Origin of the sequence: Pseudomonas moraviensis (genome assembly GCF_900105805.1) — a bacterium.
Lineage (GTDB): Bacteria > Pseudomonadota > Gammaproteobacteria > Pseudomonadales > Pseudomonadaceae > Aquipseudomonas > Aquipseudomonas moraviensis_A.
Map to the genome: position 1 here is coordinate 760,682 of NZ_LT629788.1, position 20,195 is coordinate 780,876.

At 60.7% G+C, this 20,195-nt stretch carries 17 protein-coding genes; 9 read left to right on the forward strand and 8 right to left on the reverse strand.

Annotation, left to right across the window (positions count from 1 at the left end):
- Nucleotides 1-5: 5 nt before the first annotated feature.
- Nucleotides 6-3,455: a transcription-repair coupling factor gene (gene mfd, locus BLU71_RS03635; RefSeq protein WP_024013632.1), complete on the reverse strand. Its 3,450-nt coding sequence runs from the start codon at nt 3,453-3,455 to the stop codon at nt 6-8.
- A 354-nt stretch (nt 3,456-3,809) separates the two neighbouring features.
- Here mfd and BLU71_RS03640 point away from each other — a divergent pair, with 354 nt between their 5' ends.
- Nucleotides 3,810-5,273, forward strand: a complete 1,464-nt coding sequence (locus BLU71_RS03640; protein WP_083352309.1) for a glyceraldehyde-3-phosphate dehydrogenase — start codon at nt 3,810-3,812, stop codon at nt 5,271-5,273.
- A gap of 167 nt (nt 5,274-5,440) precedes the next feature.
- Here BLU71_RS03640 and BLU71_RS03645 read toward each other — a convergent pair whose 3' ends face one another.
- Entirely contained in the window at nt 5,441-6,739 is a 1,299-nt protein-coding gene (locus tag BLU71_RS03645; RefSeq protein ID WP_042609043.1) for an MFS transporter, read from the reverse strand.
- A gap of 75 nt (nt 6,740-6,814) precedes the next feature.
- Between BLU71_RS03645 and BLU71_RS03650 the strand changes: the two genes are divergently transcribed.
- Nucleotides 6,815-7,861: an FAD:protein FMN transferase gene (locus BLU71_RS03650; protein WP_083352310.1), complete on the forward strand. Its 1,047-nt coding sequence runs from the start codon at nt 6,815-6,817 to the stop codon at nt 7,859-7,861.
- A 201-nt stretch (nt 7,862-8,062) separates the two neighbouring features.
- Nucleotides 8,063-9,457, forward strand: a complete 1,395-nt coding sequence (sthA, locus tag BLU71_RS03655) for a Si-specific NAD(P)(+) transhydrogenase (RefSeq protein ID WP_016775479.1) — start codon at nt 8,063-8,065, stop codon at nt 9,455-9,457.
- 42 nt (nt 9,458-9,499) lie between these two features.
- On the opposite strand, the gene BLU71_RS03660 is transcribed toward sthA, so the two are convergent.
- Together BLU71_RS03660 and BLU71_RS03665 are read right to left on the reverse strand one after the other, a co-directional pair.
- A complete protein-coding gene (locus tag BLU71_RS03660) occupies nt 9,500-10,222 on the reverse strand; it encodes a glycerophosphodiester phosphodiesterase (protein WP_083352311.1) in 723 nt (240 codons plus the stop codon).
- 14 nt (nt 10,223-10,236) lie between these two features.
- The gene (locus BLU71_RS03665; RefSeq protein ID WP_042609045.1) at nt 10,237-10,818 is read right to left on the reverse strand and encodes a PilZ domain-containing protein; all 582 of its coding nucleotides are present in this window, start codon (nt 10,816-10,818) and stop codon (nt 10,237-10,239) included.
- Nucleotides 10,819-10,912: 94 nt separating this feature from the next.
- On the opposite strand from BLU71_RS03665, the gene BLU71_RS03670 reads away from it, so the two are divergent.
- The 3 genes from BLU71_RS03670 (at nt 10,913) to BLU71_RS03680 (ending at nt 14,162) form a co-directional block, all read left to right on the forward strand.
- Complete coding sequence (locus BLU71_RS03670; protein WP_083352312.1) at nt 10,913-12,163, forward strand: lipoprotein-releasing ABC transporter permease subunit; 1,251 nt, start codon at nt 10,913-10,915, stop codon at nt 12,161-12,163.
- Nucleotides 12,156-12,854 (forward strand): lipoprotein-releasing ABC transporter ATP-binding protein LolD, encoded by a 699-nt coding sequence (lolD, locus tag BLU71_RS03675; RefSeq protein ID WP_024013628.1) that lies wholly within the window; start codon nt 12,156-12,158, stop codon nt 12,852-12,854. The genes BLU71_RS03670 and lolD overlap by 8 nt, the downstream gene beginning before the upstream one ends.
- A gap of 63 nt (nt 12,855-12,917) precedes the next feature.
- Entirely contained in the window at nt 12,918-14,162 is a 1,245-nt protein-coding gene (locus tag BLU71_RS03680; protein WP_064361429.1) for a lipoprotein-releasing ABC transporter permease subunit, read from the forward strand.
- A 99-nt stretch (nt 14,163-14,261) separates the two neighbouring features.
- On the opposite strand, the gene BLU71_RS03685 is transcribed toward BLU71_RS03680, so the two are convergent.
- Entirely contained in the window at nt 14,262-15,611 is a 1,350-nt protein-coding gene (locus BLU71_RS03685) for a heavy metal sensor histidine kinase (protein ID WP_083352313.1), read from the reverse strand.
- Nucleotides 15,611-16,291, reverse strand: coding sequence for a heavy metal response regulator transcription factor (locus BLU71_RS03690; RefSeq protein ID WP_042609050.1), 681 nt, complete (start codon nt 16,289-16,291; stop codon nt 15,611-15,613). Before BLU71_RS03690 ends, BLU71_RS03685 begins: the two co-directional genes overlap by 1 nt.
- Nucleotides 16,292-16,456: 165 nt before the next feature.
- On the opposite strand from BLU71_RS03690, the gene BLU71_RS03695 reads away from it, so the two are divergent.
- Together BLU71_RS03695 and queF are read left to right on the forward strand one after the other, a co-directional pair.
- Nucleotides 16,457-16,990 (forward strand): cupredoxin domain-containing protein, encoded by a 534-nt coding sequence (locus BLU71_RS03695; RefSeq protein WP_083352314.1) that lies wholly within the window; start codon nt 16,457-16,459, stop codon nt 16,988-16,990.
- Nucleotides 16,991-17,051: 61 nt separating this feature from the next.
- Entirely contained in the window at nt 17,052-17,882 is an 831-nt protein-coding gene (gene queF / locus BLU71_RS03700) for an NADPH-dependent 7-cyano-7-deazaguanine reductase QueF (RefSeq protein ID WP_083352315.1), read from the forward strand.
- Nucleotides 17,883-18,045: 163 nt separating this feature from the next.
- On the opposite strand, the gene BLU71_RS03705 is transcribed toward queF, so the two are convergent.
- Together BLU71_RS03705 and BLU71_RS03710 are read right to left on the reverse strand one after the other, a co-directional pair.
- Nucleotides 18,046-18,309: a DUF4404 family protein gene (locus BLU71_RS03705; protein WP_042609053.1), complete on the reverse strand. Its 264-nt coding sequence runs from the start codon at nt 18,307-18,309 to the stop codon at nt 18,046-18,048.
- A 108-nt stretch (nt 18,310-18,417) separates the two neighbouring features.
- On the reverse strand, nt 18,418-19,038 hold the full coding sequence (locus tag BLU71_RS03710) for a phosphatase (RefSeq protein WP_083352316.1): 621 nt from the start codon (nt 19,036-19,038) through the stop codon (nt 18,418-18,420).
- Between the two features lie 198 nt (nt 19,039-19,236).
- Between BLU71_RS03710 and BLU71_RS03715 the strand changes: the two genes are divergently transcribed.
- A complete protein-coding gene (locus tag BLU71_RS03715) occupies nt 19,237-19,926 on the forward strand; it encodes a VacJ family lipoprotein (protein WP_042609055.1) in 690 nt (229 codons plus the stop codon).
- Nucleotides 19,927-20,195: the final 269 nt, after the last annotated feature.

Here is a 20,195-nt window from a genome sequence, read left to right on the forward strand (position 1 = left end):
GTCCTTCAAGCGGATTTCGGGATGAGGCGCTCAAACAGCGCCTCGACAGTATTGAAACGTTCTTCCGGGCGCTCCATCGGCACCTGGAATTTGAACATCGTTGCGCCTTCGAACTTGTAGCGTTTGGGCTGCGTCTGGATCAGCTTGATCAGGGTCATCGGGTCGACCGGCGTCTGCGCTTCGAACTCGATGCGTCCGCCTTGCGGCCCGCCATCGACCTTCTTGATGCCGAGCTTTTCCGCCTGCAGTTTCAACGCGGTGATCCGCACCAGGTTCTTGGTCGGCTCCGGCAGCAGGCCGAAGCGGTCGATCATCTCGACCTGCAGATCCTTGAGCCCTTCCTCATCGGTGGCCGAGGCGATGCGTTTATACAGAATCAGCCGCGCATGCACATCCGGCAGATAATCTTCCGGAATCAGCGCCGGCACCCGCAGATTGACTTCCGGGCCGCCGCCAAGCGGTTGATCGAGGTTGGGTTGCTCGCCTTTGCGGATCGACTTCACCGCGCGCTCGAGCATCTCCATATACAGGGTGAAACCGACCGCCTGAATCTGCCCGCTCTGACCATCGCCGAGCAGTTCGCCGGCGCCACGGATTTCCAGGTCGTTGGTGGCCAGGACGAAACCGGCGCCGAGGTCCTGGGTGTTGGCGATCGCCTCCAGACGCTTTTCCGCATCCGAGGTGATCTGCTGGCGCGGCGGCGTCAGCAGGTAGGCGTAAGCCTGGTGGTGACTGCGACCGACACGACCACGCAACTGGTGCAACTGCGCCAGACCGAACTTGTCGGCGCGCTCGATGATGATGGTGTTGGCGCTCGGCACGTCGATGCCGGTCTCGATGATGGTCGAGGCGATCAGCACGTTGAAGCGCTTGTGGTAGAAATCGCTCATCACCTGTTCGAGTTCACGCTCGCGCATCTGCCCGTGGCCGATACCGATACGCGCTTCCGGCACCAGTTCGGCGAGGTCGGCGGCGCATTTTTCGATGGTCTTCACATCGTTGTGCAGGTAGTAAACCTGACCGCCACGCAGCAGTTCACGCAGCAACGCCTCTTTGACCGTGCTCTTGTTCTGCTCCATGACGAAAGTGCGCACCGACAGGCGTCGCGCCGGCGGAGTGGCGATGATCGACAGGTCGCGCATGCCCGACACTGCCATGTTCAGCGTGCGCGGGATCGGCGTAGCGGTCAGGGTGAGGATGTCGACTTCGCTGCGCAGGGCCTTGAGCTGTTCCTTCTGGCGCACGCCGAAACGGTGTTCTTCGTCGATGATCACCAGCCCGAGGTTTTTGATCTTGACGTCGTCGGACAGCAGCTTGTGCGTGCCGATGACGATGTCGATCTTGCCTTCCGCCAGGTCGGCAATTGCCGCGTTGACTTCCTTGGCCGACTTGAAGCGGCTCATCACTTCCACCGTCACCGGCCAGTCGGCGAAGCGGTCGCGGAAGCTGTTGTAGTGCTGCTGGGCGAGGAGGGTGGTCGGCACCAGAATTGCCACCTGACGACCGCCGTGCACGGCAATGAACGCGGCGCGCATGGCCACTTCGGTCTTGCCGAAACCGACGTCGCCACAGACCAGGCGATCCATCGGTTTTGGCGCGAGCATATCCTCGCGCACGGCCTCGATGGTGGCTTGCTGGTCGGGAGTTTCTTCGAACGGGAAACCGGCGCTGAACGTAGCGTAATCGGCCTTCGGGTCGGCGAAGGCATAACCTTCACGGGCGGCGCGACGGGCATAAATGTCGAGCAGTTCAGCGGCGACGTCGCGCACCTGTTCGGCGGCTTTGCGCTTGGCTTTCTGCCAGGTTTCCGAGCCGAGGCGATGCAGCGGCGCGAGCGAATCGTCGCTGCCGGTGTAGCGTGCGATCAGGTGCAGGTTGGCGACCGGCACGTAGAGCTTGGCGTTCTCGGCGTATTCGAGGGTGAGGAATTCGGCGGCCTGATTGTCGATTTCCAGAATCGTCAGGCCCAGGTAGCGGCCGACGCCGTGATCGATATGCACCACCGGCGCGCCTTCGCGCAGCTCCGTGAGGTTCTTGATCACCGCATCGTTGCTGACGTCGCTGCGCTTCTCGCGGCGACGACGTTGCATGACGCGCTGACCGAACAGCGGACTTTCCGCGACCAGCGCCAGTGCCGGGTCGTCGAGCAGCAGACCTTCGTCGAGCGGAGCGATAGTGATCGCCAGACGATCCTTGCTGGCGACGAAGTCCGGCCAGCTGTCGACGGTTTTCGGCCGCAGCTTCAGACGTTCCAGCAGTTCCAGCAGGACTTCGCGACGACCCGCCGATTCAGCGGTGAACAGCACGCGCCCGGGGAATTCTTCGAGGAAACCTGCCAGCGCCGCCAGCGGTTGCGTGGCCTTGGCTTCGATGGCCAGATCCGGCAGCGCGTGCGCCGGGAAGCGTTCACGGCCCACGCCGCTTTCAACGTCCTGCTGACTGGCGACGACCCGCGGCCAGTTCTTCAGGCGCGCAAAGCAGTCTTCCACCGGCAGGAACAGTTCGGCCGGTGGCAATAAAGGACGCGAAGGATCGACGCGGCGTTCTTCATAACGGTTGCGCACGTCGTTCCAGAAATTTTCCGCCGCTTGCTCGATGCCCGGCAGCGAGAACACCTGAGTGTCCTGGGGCAGGTAATCGAACAAGGTCGAGGTTTCGTCGAAGAACAGCGGCAGGTAGTACTCGATACCGGCCGGGGTGATGCCGCTGCTCAGGTCCTGAAAGATCGGGCAGCGGCGGAAGTCGACGTCGAAGCGCTCGCGAAAGCGTGCCTTGAAGCGGGTGACTGCGTCTTTCTGCAGTGGGAACTCACGAGCCGGCAGCAGCTTGACCGACTCGACCTTGTCGATCGAACGCTGGGTTTCCGGATCGAAGGTGCGCAGGGTTTCGATTTCGTCATCGAACAGGTCGATGCGATAGGGCAGCTTGCTGCCCATCGGGAACAGGTCGATCAACGCGCCGCGTACGGTGAACTCGCCGTGCTCATACACCGTGTCGACATAGCGATAGCCGCTGGCTTCGAGCCGCGCGCGCATCTGTTCCACGTCGAGTTTCTGGCCGATATCCAGCACCAGACTGCTGCCGAGCAGGAATTTGGTCGGCGCCAAACGGTGCAGGGCGGTGGTGATCGGCACCACCAGCACACCGTGGGCCAGTTCCGGCAGGCGATAGAGGCTGGCGATGCGCTGGGAAATGATGTCCTGGTGCGGCGAGAACAGGTCGTAGGGCAGGGTTTCCCAGTCGGGGAAATGCAGCACGGGCAAATCCGGGGCGAAGAAACTCAGCTCCTGTTCCAGCCGTTCGGCACTTTGGCTGTCGGCGGTCAGCAGCAGGGTAAAGCGCTTGGCAGCGCTGGCAGCCTCGGCAATCGCCAGGCTGAGGGCGGCACCGGGCAGATTGCCCCAATGCTGTTTACCTGCTTCGGCAGGGAGTAGCGGTAGACGCAGAACAGGCACGGAAGGTTGAGCTCCAGGCGTTGCGACAAAGTCGGTAATTGTAGCGGCCTCCGGTGCCGCCTGTCAGTTGCAGACTGCGTCTATCTTCACGGTTTGGACGAAATGTAGTGGTAACCATAAAAACGGGCACTTTTTTCGTGGTTATGTAGTGCCGAAACCGGGCGGTGTTACGGAGGGTTACAGACATCGTCTAACAGTCGTCGAAAAATTGACTGCGCTGAAAGCCCCGGTTTTACTGGGCTGGAGAAAGGCGTAAATTTTTTGAACGGGATTTTGTTACCGATTGCGCGACAAGCGCGCATTGCTGAAAGGGCTTGTCGGCGGCATAATGTAGCCCCTTTTTTCTGCCCCTACATGTGGAAGGTTACCGTGACTCAGAAGCCCGACCAGTGTCTTGGTGAATGGATCGACCGTGAAGCACTCGCAGAAGCGATGATCCCGCTTATCGGTCAGCTCTACCGCAATAACAACGTGGTTAGCTCGATCTATGGCCGCAGCCTGATCAACCAGTCTGTCATCGCGATTCTCAAAGCTCACCGCTTTGCTCGCCACCGTTCTTCCGACGACAGCGAACTCTCCGTCCACGAAACATTCCCACTGCTCAAGGCCATGAGCGAGCTCAAGCTCGGCGCGGCGTCGGTGGATCTGGGCAAGCTGGCGTTCAAATTCCGCAATGAAGGCAACGGCCGCAGCGCCGAGCAATTCGTGCGTGAAGAGATGGCTGACGTGGTTGCTCAGCAAAACGCCTCGGCCCGCAAAGGCACTGACGTTGTTCTTTACGGCTTCGGTCGTATCGGCCGTCTGCTGGCGCGCATCCTGATCGAGAAAACCGGTGGTGGCGACGGTCTGCGTCTGCGTGCCATCGTCGTGCGCAAAGGCGCCGAGAACGACCTGACCAAACGCGCCAGCCTGCTGCGCCGCGATTCGGTACACGGTTCGTTCAACGGCACCATTACCATCGACGAAGAAAACAACACCATCACCGCCAACGGTAACCTGATCCAGGTGATCTACGCGAAGAACCCGACCGAGGTGGATTACACCCAGTACGGCATCAAAGACGCGCTGCTGGTGGACAACACCGGTGTATGGCGTGACGCCGATGGCTTGGGTCAGCACCTGGCCTGCCCGGGCATCGACCGCGTTGTTCTGACCGCGCCTGGCAAGGGCAAGCTGAAGAACATCGTTCACGGCATCAACCACGGTGAAATCACCGCTGACGACAAGATCGTGTCCGCCGCTTCCTGCACCACCAACGCCATCGTGCCGGTGCTGAAGGCTGTGAATGACAAGTTCGGCATCATCAACGGTCACGTCGAAACCGTTCACTCGTACACCAACGACCAGAACCTGATCGACAACTTCCACAAGGGCGATCGCCGTGGTCGCAGCGCCGCGCTGAACATGGTGATCACCGAAACCGGCGCCGCCACCGCTGCGGCCAAGGCGCTGCCAGAGCTGGCCGGCAAGCTGACCGGCAACGCGATTCGTGTGCCGACGCCGAACGTGTCGATGGCCATTCTCAACCTCAACCTTGAGAAAGCCGCCACCCGTGAAGAGATGAACGAGTACCTGCGCTACATGGCGCTGCACTCCGAGCTGCACAAGCAGATCGACTTCGTCAATTCGCAGGAAGTTGTGTCGACTGACTTCGTCGGCTCGCGTCACGCCGGTGTGGTCGATGCTGAAGCGACCATCGTGCAGGACAACCGCGTTGTTCTGTACGTCTGGTACGACAACGAGTTCGGCTACAGCTGCCAGGTGGTTCGCGTGATGGAAGACATGGCTGATGTGAATCCGCCAGCGTTCCCGCGCTAAGCCTCAGGCTTGAATGAAAACGCCCCGGCATTTTGTCGGGGCGTTTTTGTTTGTCTGCTTTATAGAGTTGTGTTGCCTGCGTAGGCCTCATCGCGAGCAGGCTCACTCCTACAGGGGGGGCGTTCACAATTCCCTGTGGGAGCGAGCCTGCTCGCGAAAGCATTCTGTCAGGCGCCGCTGGCAACCGAAGCCTGCGCCGTGCGCAACTCATGCCGATTGCCACGGAACAACACCAGCGTGGCAACCAGGCCCAATACCGCCGCGCCGCTGAGCCAGATGCCCGGTGCTGCCTTGTTGTCCAGCACATGAATCAGGTAGGTGCACGCCGCCGGAGTGAACCCGCCGAACGTCGCCGTCGCCAGGCTGTAGGCCAGTGAAAACCCGGTCGTGCGCACTTCCACCGGCATGATCTCGGTCAGCGCCACCACCATCGCGCCGTTGTAGGAGCCATAGAGGAACGACAGCCACAGTTCGACAATCAGCAAATGGCTGAAGCTCGGATTCGCCACCAGCCACGACAGCGCCGGATACGCAGTCAGGATCGCCAGAATCGTTGCCGCCAGCAGTAAGGGTTTTCGCCCGATCTTGTCGGACACTGCGCCCATCACCGGCAGCCAGAAGAAGTTCGACAAACCAATGCACACGGTCACCAGCAAGGCATCGAGGTCCGACAGGTGCAGTTCGGCTTTGCCGAACGTCGGGGTGTAGGCGGTGATCAGGTAGAACGACACCGTGGTCATCACCACCAGTGCCATGCCGGCGATGACGATGCCGAAGTTCTGGCCGATCGAACGGACGATTTCGCCGAGGGTAGGGCGGTGGGTGCGCGCCTGGAATTCCGGGGTTTCCTCCAGCGAGCGACGGATGAAGAAAATCACCGGCACGATCATGCAGCCAATCAGAAACGGTACGCGCCAGCCCCATTCGCCCATTTGCTCCGGACTCAGCCAGTGATTCAGAGCAACGCCGAGCAGGCCGGCGAACACCACCGCAGCTTGTTGGCTGGCGGACTGCCAACTGACGAAAAAGCCTTTACGCCCCGGCGTGGAGATTTCCGCCAGATACACCGACACACCGCCCAGTTCCACGCCCGCCGAGAAGCCTTGCAACAGACGGCCGAACAACACCAGCAGCGGCGCGGCGACGCCGAGCGTCGCGTAGCCGGGCACGCAGGCAATCAGCACTGTACCGGCGGCCATCATCGCCAAAGTGATGATCAGCCCTTTGCGCCGTCCGTGACGGTCGATATAGGCGCCGAGAAAAATCGCCCCGAGCGGGCGCATCAGGAAGCCGGCACCGAAGGTTGCCAGCGACAGCATCAGCGAAGCGAACGCGCTGTCGGTGGGGAAGAAGGTTTTGGCGATGGCCGTGGCATAGAAGCCGTAGACCATGAAGTCGAACATTTCGAGGAAGTTGCCGCTGACAACGCGAAAGATCGCTTTGCCTTTGCCCGTGGTCGAGGACATGGGAGGTACTCACTGTTCAATTTTGTATAAAGGCGTTGCTGCCATGGGGAAGCGAGCGGGTGCTTGTAGTTCATAATGGCCGCCGTGGTTTTGCGGGGAGATGAAGAATTGTTAACTGGACGCTGGTTGGGGCTTGTGGTCTTGGCGGGGGCAATCGGCGGCTGCGGCAACGGCGATTCCCTGGAACAGGTCGGCGGCTCGACCATGGGCAGCACCTGGTCGGTCAAGTACGTGCGCCACGCCGGGGTTGCCGATCCTGCAGAGGTGCGCGGCGAAGTGGAGGCCATCCTCGGTGAAGTCGATCAACAGATGTCGACTTACCGAAGTGACTCCGCCATCGAGCGTTTCAACTCGTTGCCTGCCGACAGTTGCCAATCGATGCCGGCAGCGGTGCTTGAGTTGATCCGCGTCGGTGAACAGCTTTCGACGCAAAGCGAAGGTTCCTACGATCTGACCGTGGAACCACTGATGAATCTCTGGGGATTCGGTCCGCAAGGACGCGAAGAGATCATCCCCGATGAGATTGCCCTGGCCGAGGTCATGCAGCGGGTCGGCCATCAGCATCTGCGTATCGACGGCAACCGTTTGTGCAAGGACGCCGCTGTCGAAGTCGACTTCAACAGCATCGCCGCCGGTTATGCCGTGGATGCCATCGCCGCCAGATTGCAGGGCATGGGCATCGCCAATTACCTGGTCGAAGCCACGGGCGAACTCAAAGCCAAGGGCAGCAAGCCAGATGGCTCAGCGTGGCGCATCGCCGTCGAAGAGCCCCGGGATGACCAGCAAGTGGCCGAGCGGATTATCGATGTCGATGGTTACGGCGTATCCACCTCCGGCGACTACCGCAACTATTTTCTGCAGGACGGCCGGCGTTATTCCCACACTATCGATGCACGCAGTGGGCGACCGGTCCTACATGAGCTGGCGTCAGTCACGGTGATTCATCCTTCAGCGTTGATGGCCGATGGACTATCGACGCTGTTGCTGATTCTCGGGCCGGAAAGGGCGCAGGACTATGCCCAAAAGCATGACATTGCTGCATTCTTTGTCCTGCGTGCCGATACAGGTTTCGTCACCCGCAGCAGTCAGGCATTTGCGCAGCTTGTCGACGACAAAAACTGACTGAAGACAAGACGAAAGCTGGCGTTGTAGTGCAGGCAAAAGTAGCCTACGACGCGACCAAGGGTTAATGTGCGCGGCGTTGACGCTTCTATAGACTGTGTCCGGGTTCTTCACTGGCCCCCAATTGTTCCTTCGCGCCGCCGTTCGGCGTGATTTAGCCGCCGGTGCTGCTGGCATCGCGGCCTGTTCTGAGGAGTACGCATGGCTGTCTACAACTACGACGTGGTGGTACTGGGTTCCGGCCCGGCGGGAGAAGGCGCGGCAATGAACGCCGCCAAAGCGGGGCGCAAGGTCGCGATGGTCGACAGCCGTCGCCAGGTCGGCGGCAACTGCACCCACCTCGGCACCATCCCGTCCAAGGCACTGCGTCACTCGGTGCGGCAGATCATGCAGTTCAACACCAACCCGATGTTTCGCGCGATCGGCGAGCCACGCTGGTTCTCCTTCCCGGACGTGTTGAAAAGCGCCGAGAAAGTCATTTCCAAGCAAGTCGCTTCGCGCACCGGCTACTACGCCCGTAACCGCGTTGACGTGTTCTTCGGCACCGGCAGCTTTGCCGACGAGCAAACCATCGAAGTGGTCTGCGGCAACGGCGTGGTCGAAAAACTGGTCGCCAAGCACATCATCATCGCCACCGGTTCGCGTCCGTATCGCCCGGCGGACATCGATTTCCACCACCCGCGTATCTACGATAGCGACACCATCCTCAGCCTCGGCCACACCCCGCGCAAACTGATCGTTTACGGCGCTGGTGTGATCGGTTGCGAATACGCGTCGATCTTCAGTGGTCTGGGTGTGCTGGTCGAACTGGTCGACAACCGGGGCCAGTTGCTGAGCTTCCTCGACTCGGAAATTTCCCAGGCGCTGAGCTACCACTTCAGCAACAACAACATCACCGTGCGCCACAACGAAGAGTACGACCGCGTCGAAGGCGTGGACAACGGTGTGATCCTGCACCTCAAGTCCGGCAAGAAGATCAAGGCCGACGCCTTGCTCTGGTGCAACGGCCGTACCGGCAATACCGACACGCTGGGTCTGGAAAACATCGGGGTCAAGGTCAACAGCCGTGGCCAGATCGAAGTCGACCAGAACTACCGCACCTGCGTGGAGAACATCTACGGCGCCGGTGACGTGATCGGCTGGCCAAGCCTGGCGAGTGCCGCCCACGACCAGGGTCGTTCGGCCGCTGGCAGCATCGTCGACAATGGCAGCTGGCGCTTCGTCAATGACGTGCCGACCGGCATCTACACCATTCCGGAGATCAGCTCGATCGGCAAGAACGAGCAGGAGCTGACCCAGGCCAAAGTGCCCTACGAAGTCGGCAAGGCCTTCTTCAAGAGCATGGCGCGGGCGCAGATTGCCGGCGAGCCGCAAGGCATGCTGAAAATCCTCTTCCACCGCGAGACGCTGGAAGTGCTCGGTGTGCACTGCTTCGGTTATCAGGCGTCGGAGATCGTTCACATCGGTCAGGCGATCATGAACCAGCCGGGCGAGCTGAACACCCTGAAGTATTTCGTCAACACTACGTTCAACTACCCGACCATGGCCGAAGCCTATCGGGTAGCAGCGTACGACGGCCTCAACCGGCTTTTTTGACGGGCTCCGGCCGGTGGCCTGAGCCGGCCGGGGAGACCGATTTCAGCAATTCTCAAGGGTGGCAGTGGCCAAACCGGGAAAGTCTGTAATCAGGCTGTCAACGCCGAAGTCGGCGAGTCTGCGCATCAGTGCAGGCTCGTTGACGGTCCACACCGACACATGCAGGTCCTGACGCTGCGCCTTCTGCAGGCGTTCCGGCGTACACAGCGTCCAGTTCAAGGCGAGAATCTCGCAGCCGTAGCTGGCGGCGACCTTCAACGGATCGAGCCAGGCGTATTCGGCCACCAGGCCGCGCGACACGTCCGGTACCAGATCCAGCGCTGCCTTCAAGACTTCCCGCGAACTCGAGGTGATCGTCACCTTGTCGAGCAGTCCGTGGCGCTGAGCCATTTCCCGAATCGCCAGCACGGTAGTCGCCGCGCGGGTGCGCGAAGCGCTTTTGACTTCCAGCTGCCAGTGCTCGAAATCACACTTCTCGAACAACTCTTCCAGCGTCGGAATCGGGCACGGCTTGATCCAGCCCGGGCCACCCTTGCGCGCGTCATAGGTCACCAGTTCGGCAGCGGTGTGCTCGACGACTTTGCCGCGGCGTTCGGTGGTGCGCTTGAGCGTCGGGTCATGGATGACCATCAGCTCGCCGTCCTTGGACAGGTGCAGATCCAGTTCGCAGCGGCGCACGCCGTGCTTGAGGCATTCCTGAAAGCTGCTCAGGGTGTTTTCCGGTGCTTCGCCCTTGGCGCCGCGGTGGCCGTAGATGAGGGTCACGGTGCTTCCTTAAGTTAAATGCCAGATTCGTTCTGTTCGCGGGCCAGACGGCGTTCCTGAGCCTGCTTTTGCAAGATGTAGCGCGCAAGCAACTGGCGCTGCGCATCGGTCGGGCGTTCGAACTCGGTGCCGACGTCATAGCCATCGCCCTTGGGATCGCAATGGGTGACCCGGGCGCGCAGCAGCAGGCCCAGCGCCTGCGGCATCAGCACCAGTTTCACCGACAGGTGCGCGCCGGTGGCGATCGGGGTCGGGTACTGAAAGTCGATCCCGCCTTCGGAGATGATCACCGGCTGCGGCTCGCCGATGTGGCCGAGCGCGGTCAGGGCGATCACCTGGCTGAGCAGGTCGATGCGTTTGTTCTGCGATTTGAGAAATGCAGCGATGGCGCGGTCGCGCTCGCTGATCTGCCGCAGCAGGTGCTGCGACTCGAATTCGCTCAGGTGCAATTCGCTGAGCAGGTTGAACAGTGGGGAAGCATCCTGCAACACTTCCTGGCCTGCGGCTTCGGGAGCGGACAGGGGCCGAATTTCCAGTGCGATCGTGTCCTCGATACGGTAGTATTCGCGGCGATCTTCTTCATCTAATGTCGACATGGCGAACCCATGGTAGCGGCGGTGGTCTGAGTGTAAAGCTGGTTTTCGACCCCCGCCACAAGGACGTTCCTTTTCCCTCCGAACAAGCCCCGACATGTTCAGACCTCTCTTCGTATTTATCGGCACGCGTTATACCCGTGCAAAGCGTCGCAATCATTTTGTGTCATTCATTTCCCTGACTTCGATGATCGGGCTCGCCCTTGGCGTGGTCGTGATGATCGTCGTACTGTCGGTGATGAACGGCTTCGACCATGAGATGCGCACCCGCGTGCTGGGCATGGTGCCCCACGCTACTCTCGAGACCGGCGAGCCGATCAATGACTGGCAGAGCCTGGCCGACAAGGTCAAGCAGAACCGGCAGGTCACGGCAGTAGCGCCGTTCACCCAGATGCAGGGCCTGCTGACCAATAACGGTCAGGTCTCCAAAGTGTTGCTCAATGCCATTGATCCTGCGCTCGAGCGCAATGTGTCGATCATCGACAACTTCATGAAGCAGGGCAAACTCGACGACCTGACGCCCGGCAGCTTCGGCATCGTCATCGGCGACAAGGCCGCGACCAAGCTCGGCGTCGGCATCGGCGACAAGGTTACTTTTGTCGCGCCGGAGGTCAGCGTCACCCCGGCCGGGATGTTCCCGCGCATGAAGCGCTTCACCGTGGTCGGCATTTTCCATGTCGGCGCCGGTGAGCTCGATGGCTACCTCGGCGTGACCAATCTGCAGGATCTGGCGAAAATGCACCGCTGGAAAGCCGATCAGGTGCAGGGCCTGCGTCTGAAGTTCGACGACCTGTTCCAGGCCCCGCGCGAGGCGTGGAACATCGCCCAGCACCTCGGCGAGGACCGTTACTACGCCCGCGACTGGACCCGCACCCACGGCAACCTGTATCAGGCGATCCGCATGGAAAAAGCCATGATCGGTCTGCTGTTGCTGCTGATTGTCGCCGTCGCCGCGTTCAACATCATTTCCACACTGGTGATGGTGGTGAACGACAAGAAGGGCGACATCGCCATTCTGCGCACCCTCGGCGCCACACCGGGCACGATCATGCGCACGTTCATGGTTCAGGGCACGGTAATCGGCGTGGTCGGCACGGCCATCGGCGCGGTGGTCGGGATTCTCGCGGCGCTGAATGTCAGTGCGGCCATTTCGGCGCTTGAAGGGCTGATCGGCCACAAGTTCCTTAATGCTGACGTGTATTTCATTGATTATCTTCCTTCGCAGGTACAGAGCCAGGACGTCGTCATGGTCTGCGCCGCTGCGTTGGTCCTGAGTTTCCTCGCCACCCTGTATCCCGCCTGGCGTGCCGCGCGCACCCAGCCGGCGGAGGCGTTACGTTATGAGTGAGTCGGGCATGAGTGAACAAGCAATTCTGAGCTGCCGTAACCTGGGCAAATCCTACGAGGAAGGCCCTGAGTCGGTACAAGTGCTGGCCGGCCTGCAACTGGAGTTGCATCCGGGCGAGCGCGTGGCGATCGTGGGTAAATCCGGTTCCGGCAAAAGTACCTTGCTCAACCTGCTCGGTGGTCTCGATACGCCGAGCAAGGGCAGCGTCTGGCTCGATGGCGAAGAGCTGTCGGCGTTGAGCGAGAAGAAGCGCGGCCTGCTGCGCAACCGCGCGCTCGGCTTCGTTTATCAGTTTCACCACCTGCTGCCGGAATTCACTGCGCTGGAAAACGTCTGCATGCCGCTGTTGATCGGCAAGACCGCCATCCCTGAGGCGCGCCAGCGTGCCACGGCGTTGCTGGAGCGGGTCGGTCTGGGTCATCGCCTCGAGCACAAGCCGGCGGAACTGTCCGGCGGCGAACGTCAGCGCGTAGCGATCGCTCGTGCCCTGGTCAACAACCCGGGGCTGGTGATGCTCGATGAGCCAACCGGCAACCTCGACCTGCACACCGCCGAAGGCATTCAGGATCTGATGCTTGAGCTGAGCACGTCGATGCGCACGGCGTTCCTGGTGGTGACGCACGACATGAACCTGGCTCGCCAGATGGATCGCGTTCTGCAGCTGCAGGAAGGCTGCCTCACCCCCATCTGACTGGCTGAAACCCGGCGCTCGTAACGGCGCCGGGTCTTTTATTTCTATACGGTGCCCCAGCGAATGTTCAGACCGTTATCGATCTTTATCGGCACGCGCTATACCCGCGCCAAGCGCCGCAATCGCTTTGTTTCATTCATTTCGATGACCTCGATGATCGGCCTCGCCCTCGGCGTGCTGGCGATGATCGTGGTGCTGTCGGTGATGAACGGTTTTCAGCGCGAAATGAGCTCGCGCATCCTCGGCATGGTGCCCCACGCGACCATCGTCGGCGTCAAGCCGATCGACGACTGGCAACCGGTGGCCGCGGCCGCGATGAAAAACCCGGAAGTGACCGCCGCCGTGCCATTCACCGAAATGGAAGGCATGCTCTCCTATAAGGGCTCGATGCAGCCGATTCAGATCAGCGGCGTTGATCCCGCTCAGGAAGGCAAGGTGTCGATCGTTGCTCAGCACATCGTCCAAGGGCGTCTCGATGCCTTGAAGCCGGGCGAATTTGGCGTGGTGATCGGTGAAATCACCGCGCGGCGTTTCCGCCTGAACGTCGGCGACAAGATCACCCTCATCGTTCCGGAAGTCAGCACCGCGCCGGGAGGCATTACTCCGCGCATGCAGCGCCTGAATGTGGTTGGCGTGTTCAAGGTCGGTGCCGAGCTGGACGGTTCGATGGGCCTGATCCATGTCGCCGATGCGGCGACCATGCAGCATTGGCAGCCGAATCAGGTGCAGAGCGTGCGCCTTGCAGTCAAGGATCTGTACGCCGCGCCGAAGGTGTCTGCGGACATTGCCGGTGGCCTTGGCGCCGACTTCAAGGCTGACGACTGGACCCACACCCAGGGCAGCCTGTTCAGCGCGATGAAAATGGAAAAAACCATGATCGGCCTGCTATTGCTGATGATCGTCGCGGTGGCAGCGTTCAACATCATCGCGACGCTGATCATGGTGGTGAACGACAAGGGCGCCGACATCGCGATCCTGCGCACCATCGGCGCCACACCGCGGCAGATCATGGCGATCTTCATGGTGCAGGGCACGGTGATCGGCATTGTCGGCACCATCATCGGTGGCGTGCTGGGCGTTATCGCCGCGCTCAATGTCAGCGAACTGGTCGGCTGGGTCGAGCGCGTGACCGGGCAGCACATCTTCAGTTCGGACGTGTATTTCGTCAGCAACCTGCCCTCGGAACTGCAGGGCGGCGACGTGCTGTTGATCTGCTCGGCGGGCTTCGTTCTGAGCTTTCTGGCGACGGTGTATCCGGCGTGGCGGGCGGCGAAGATCGAACCGGCGCATGCCTTGAGATATTCGTAGCCTGCAAAACCGCTATCGCGAGCAGGCTCACTCCTACAATTGGAATGCGTTCCCTCTGTAGGAGTGAGCCTGCTCGCGATAGGGCCGGTACTGCAGGCCTCATTCTTCCTTTGGCAATTCGATCACAAACCGCGTCCAGCCCGCTTCAGATTCGCAATGAATCGTCCCACCATGCGCAAGCACGATCGACTGGGTGATCGCCAGCCCCAACCCCGCATGCTCACTGCTGCCTTCCTGCCGTGCTGGATCCGCTCGATAGAAGCGATCAAACAGACGTGGCAACACCTGCGCTGAAATCCCCTCACCACTGTTCTCGACGCAAACGCGTACAGCCTGCGGCTGCTCGACAATGCTCAGCCGAACATCACCTTCAGCCGGGGTAAAGCGCAGCGCGTTATCCAGCAGATTCGACAAGGCCCGGCGCAACATGCCGCGATCACCCTCGATACGCGCCGCCCCCTCACGACTCAGGTTAACGCGAGCGTCTTCGGCCAATGGCGCAAAAAACTCCAGCAACATGTCAGCCTCGTCCGCCAGTTCCAGCGGTTCGCGCTTGGGCATCAGCAGGCCGTGATCGGCCTTCGCGAGGTAGAGCATGTCGTTGACCAGTTGCGCCATCCATTGCAGCTCTTCGAGGTTGCTGTGCAGCGCTTCGCGGTAATCCTCCAGTGCCCGCGGACGGGTGAGGGTGACCTGGGTGTGGGTGAGCAGGTTCGACAGTGGCGTGCGCAGTTCATGGGCGATGTCGGCGGAGAACGCCGAGAGGCGCTGAAACGAGTCGTCGAGGCGTGCGAGCATGGCGTTGAAACTGTGGGCCATTTCCGCAAGCTCTGGCGGCATTTTCTCTTCAGGCAGTCGGGCATTCAGCGATTGCGCAGAAATTCCGCGGGCCACCGCGCTTATCCGCCGCAACGGGCGCAGTCCGCTGCGCGCGGCCCAGGCACCGAGCAACGCCGTGGCTAGCGCTGACAGGCCGACGGTCAGCCAGATCAGATGCTGCATGCGCGCAAGGAAATGCTGGTGATGGGTGATGTCCAGCAGCAGCGTCAGTTGCGGCGAATCGGCTGTGTCCGGGTAGAGCGGGGCGCGCAGTACACGGTAGTCGGTGCCGTCATGGCTGATGGTCGACAGGCCAGTTTGCAGCGGCAGACTCTTGGGGATCTGCACCGAGCTGTCGTACCAGTGCTGACCGTCGCCGCTGGTGATGCGCAACGACAGATCGGCCTGGCGGCTCAGCTCATCGGCCAGCCGCGCTTCGCGCTGGGCAGGCTGGAGATCCTGCAAGGCGCGGCGCAGGCCGATCAGCTTAGCTTCCAGTTGTTGCTGGTCGAGCTCGATGAAGTGCGCCTCGCTGGCGCGGTCGAACAGTACCCCGGCGAACAGCGAGACCACCGCGGTGCAGGCGGCAAACAACAGGGCCAGGCGCGTGCTCAGGGACAAGTGACGCATCACAGCGCACGCTCTTCGAGCACGTAACCCATGCCGCGCACGGTGTGGATCAGTTTGTTGGGGAAGTCGTCGTCGATCTTCAGGCGCAAGCGGCGGATCGCCACTTCGATGACGTTGGTGTCGCTGTCGAAATTCATGTCCCAGACCTGCGAAGCGATCAGCGACTTCGGCAGGACCTCACCCTGGCGGCGCAGGAGCATTTCCAGCAGGGCGAACTCCTTGGCGGTCAGGTCGATGCGTTGGCCGCTGCGTTCGACCCGGCGGCGGATCAGATCCAGGCGCAGATCGGCCAGTTGCAGGCTGGTTTCCTGGGCGATCGCGCTGCCGCGCCGCAACAGGCTGCGCACCCGGGCGAGCAGTTCGGAGAAGGCGAATGGCTTGACCAGATAATCGTCAGCACCCAGTTCGAGGCCGTGAACCCTGTCCTCCACGGCGTCCTTGGCCGTCAGAAAAAGTACCGGCGTGTCGAGGCCGGCGCTGCGCACCGCTTGCAGAATCTGCCAGCCATTGCGTCCGGGCAGCATCACATCGAGGATCAGCAGCGCGTACTCGCCGCTCAAGGCCAATTGCTGGCCGCTGATGCCGTCTGCCACCAGCTCGGTATTGAACCCGGCCTCGGTCAGGCCTTGGCGCAGGTATTGCCCGGTTTTGGCTTGGTCTTCAACGATCAACAGTTTCATGGGCGACTCGGACGGGATGGTATTTAGAAGGGCGAGGGCGTTATACCGTGAGATCCGGCGATAAGCGCCAAGCTGACAAAGTTGTAATCTGTCTGTCAGGTCGGTGCCAGCCCAGGGTGGTTAGAGTTTCCCACAGGCTGAACCTTCTCTTGCTGGAGCGTGACCATGTTTTTTCGCACACCTCTTACAGTAGCGGCTTGTCTGCTGGCATTGACTTCGCCAGCCTGGGCGACACCGGCGCACACCTACGCTTTCGGCCAGCCGGCAGCGGTCAGCCAGGCCACGCGCAGTATCGAAATCGTCATGGGCGACATGAACTTCGATCCGAAAACCATACAGGTCAAGGCGGGTGAGACGGTTCGCTTTGTGCTGGTGAATAAAGGCCAGTTGCTGCACGAATTCAACTTGGGTGACGCGGCGATGCATGCCAGTCACCAGCAGGAAATGTTACAGATGCAGCAGAGCGGCATGCTCACGCCGACAGGGATAAAAGAAATGTCCCACGACATGGCGGGCATGGATCACGCGGCGATGGGGCACGGAATGAAACACGACGACCCCAACAGTGTATTGGTCGAACCGGATAAATCCGCGGAGTTGACCTGGACCTTCAGCAAGGCCACGGCGCTTGAATTCGCCTGCAATATTCCGGGGCACTACCAGGCAGGCATGGTCGGCAAACTGACAGTCAGTCAGTAAGCACTCAAAGGCGCGGGCAAAGGCTGGTAGAATCCGCTGATTCTTCAGTCAGGTTTCCGCCATGCATCCCGCAGCCGAACATTCGCCGCTGGGCAAATCCAGCGAATACATCGCCACCTACACGCCGTCCCTGCTGTTCCCGATTCCGCGCACCGCGAAATGGGCAGAGCTGGGCCTGAGCGCCGAAACCCTGCCGTATAAAGGCGTAGATTTCTGGAACTGCTTCGAGCTGTCGTGGCTGCTGCCGTCGGGCAAACCGGTGGTGGCGATCGCTGAATTCAGCATCCCGGCGGACTCGCCGAACATCATCGAATCGAAGTCTTTCAAGCTGTACCTCAACTCGCTGAACCAGACGCCGTTCGCCGACGTCGCCACGCTGGAGGCGACGCTGGTCAAGGATCTGTCCGCCGCCGCCGGCAAACCGGTGGGCGTGCGGGTTCGCAGTTTGAAGGACGTTGAGGCTGAAGGCGTCGTGGCACTGCCGGGCGTGTGCATCGATGATCTGGATATCAGTGTCAGCAACTACGAACATCCGCGCCCGGAATTGCTGCGTTGCGACGATTCGCGAATCGTTGAAGAGAGCGTGCACAGCCATCTGCTCAAATCCAACTGCCCGGTGACCAGCCAGCCGGACTGGGGCAGCGTGGTGGTGGAATATCGCGGCGCGGCGCTGGATCACGCCAGCCTGCTGGAATACATCGTCAGCTTCCGCCAGCACTCGGATTTCCATGAACAGTGTGTGGAGCGGATTTTTCTTGATCTGCAGCGGTTGCTGAAGCCGCAGAAGCTCACTGTATTTGCGCGATATGTTCGACGCGGCGGGTTGGATATCAACCCGTATCGCAGCACTGAAGAGGTGCAACTGCCGAACCATCGTCTGGTGCGTCAGTAACTGTAGGAGTGAGCCTGCTCGCGATAGCTGAATGACATTCAACGTTGATGTCGACTGGTCCACCGCTATCGCGAGCAGGCTCACTCCTACAGGATTGCGTCTCAAATTGTGGAAATGAAAAAGCCCTGCCATCGCTGGCAGGGCTTTTTTGTGCGGCGGGGCGTCAGATGCCCATGCTGCCCAGCGCGTTGACGATGTTGCGCAGGGTGCCGGCGATAGCTGGATGTTCAAGCTCGAAGCGATCCACTGCCAGGTTCACACCATCGGCAATGCTCGCGTCCTGGGTGGCAGTTTCCAGCTGGATTTCCGATTCGATCTGCGCCATCAACGCACGCAGATCTTCACGCTCGACTTCCGACAGCGGTGGATTCTGTTCCAGCTGCTCGCGCAGGGTATCGAGCTGTTTTTGCAGTTCTTGGGCGGGCATGGTGGTTTCCTTTTATCAATAGGCACTGGCATTGACCGCAGCCGCGCGCCAAAGGTCTATGGCTGACCTTTAGATTAATCCACTCTCGGTGAACCTGCATGACGTTGGTCAGGGCTTTTCGCCTTTGGCGCGGCGCGAGCTGATGTCGGCAAGACAGGCATCCAGTTCGCCGAGATGATCGATCACTGAGTGCACGCCAAGGCTGAACAACTGCACGGTTGCTTTGCCGCGCAGCTGCTCACGGTCTGTTTGCGAGAGAGCTTGCCATTCGCTCGGGCTCAGGCCGCACAACGAGCCGCAGGACGCCAGGCCAATTGTCCACAGTCCGGCATTCAGGCCGGCCTGCAACAGACGCGGCTCACCGCTGACCAGCACGCAGCCATCGAGGCGGTCGATGTTCATATCCATCAATGCTTGCCAACACGCATTGGGTGCCGGCCATGGATTCATTGTTGCTGAATGTTGCGTCGGCTTGATCCAGGTTGGCAGCGAAGCGGCCAGTGAATGAACGAGGGCGGGGGGCAATTCGTCGAGCCAGGCACAGGGAATCCGCTGACGCTGCAAGCTTCTTAGGCTATCGAGCGCGCCCGGGGTGGCTTCGGCGTGTTCCGGCCCGGCGGTGAGCTGTTGCGCGGCGCGGGAACCGAAATCCACCAGGCAACCGCTCAGGCCGAACAGTACGGCAGTCAGACTGGGCGCGGCGACGGGCAAGGTTTCGGCGTGAGTCATGGCAACGTCCCTGAAATAACGCTCAAGGCTATGGCGCGCGGGTGACAGTTGCATGACAGCCCTGTGAAAGACGACGTAGGAAACTTCCTGCATATCCTTGCCTGCCAGACTGCCCAAATCGCCGTTTACGCTTATACTAGCGGCCTTAATGCCTGGGCCCCGAGGTCCGCGCCAGTATCAAATCCAAGGAGTTTTTCTATGCGCTGGAGCCCTTCGCTCGCTCAGCTAAGTGTATGTGCCAGCCTGTTGCTGGCGCCGTTCGCCACTCAGGCGGCCACGGAAGAAGACCCTTGGGAAAGCGTCAACCGGCCGATATTCCGGTTCAACGACTTCGTTGACACCTACGCGCTGAAGCCATTGGCGCAGGGTTATGAGTTCGTCACCCCGCAGTTCGTTGAAGACGGCATCCACAACATGTTCCGCAACGTCGGTGACGTCACCAACCTGGCAAACAATATTCTCCAGGCCAAACCGGCTGCAGCGGGCGTTGATACCGCCCGACTGATTTTCAACACCACCTTCGGTCTGCTCGGCTTCTTCGACGTCGGCACCCAGATGGGCCTGAACCGCAGCGACGAAGACTTCGGTCAGACCCTCGGTTACTGGGGCGTGGGCAGCGGCCCGTACGTGATGCTGCCGCTGATGGGCCCGAGCACCCTGCGTGACGCACCGTCGAAATACGTCGACAGCTACACCGGGATGTACCGCTACATCGATCACGTGCCCACGCGTAACTCGATCTTCGGCCTCAACATCGTCGACACCCGCGCCAGCCTGCTGTCGAGTGAGAAGCTGATCAGCGGCGACAAGTACACCTTCATCCGCAACGCTTACCTGCAGAACCGCGAGTTCAAGGTGAAGGACGGACAAGTCGAAGACGATTTCTGATTTCGACCGATGCCAAAAAGGCGACCCTCGGGTCGCCTTTTTTGTCTGCGCCAGAGCATCGCCATCGACTGCCGCTACCTTCCATCGGGTTACGGTTGGAGCGGTTCTTATAACTCCCGGTGATTTGACAAACAAAGTCGTCAAGCGACAATCGGCGCATGCTTGAAACGCTCTGCGGATGGGAGTACCGTCTGCGCCTTAGAAGGGCACCTCTGTTTAAAACCGCGCGCCAGGCGAATGCTTGAAAGCGCTGCAGCAGAGAGGCTAGA